The following is a 251-nucleotide window of genomic DNA, read 5'->3' on the forward strand; positions in this document are numbered from 1 at the left end:
CGTTGTGGAGCGTCAGCCATAACAGGGCCAGGACCGCGTCATCGATTTTGTCCTCATCGATCTCCATTCTGTCATGATATCACGCGCGAGACTTCAAGTCCTGCGGCCCACCTCGGATGGATACCTTCCTGCAGGCGTCGACGCAGCTCTGCATGTCGCCGATACGTTCGCAGTCGTCAGCGCACTGGCGGCAGATCTCCGCACATTCCTGGCAGGTGTGCCTGTGGTGTTCGGTGCCGATCAGCATTAGG

2 pseudogenes are annotated in these 251 nt (G+C 59.0%); both read right to left on the bottom strand.

Going from position 1 to position 251, the window contains the following annotated elements:
- A pseudogene (locus tag C5L12_RS29330) lies at nt 1-67 on the bottom strand (DUF6429 family protein); the annotation flags it as partial.
- A gap of 12 nt (nt 68-79) precedes the next feature.
- Nucleotides 80-251: pseudogene (locus C5L12_RS28310) on the bottom strand (four-helix bundle copper-binding protein); the annotation flags it as partial.

This window comes from Neorhizobium huautlense (assembly GCF_002968575.1).
In the GTDB taxonomy this organism is placed as follows: domain Bacteria; phylum Pseudomonadota; class Alphaproteobacteria; order Rhizobiales; family Rhizobiaceae; genus Neorhizobium; species Neorhizobium huautlense.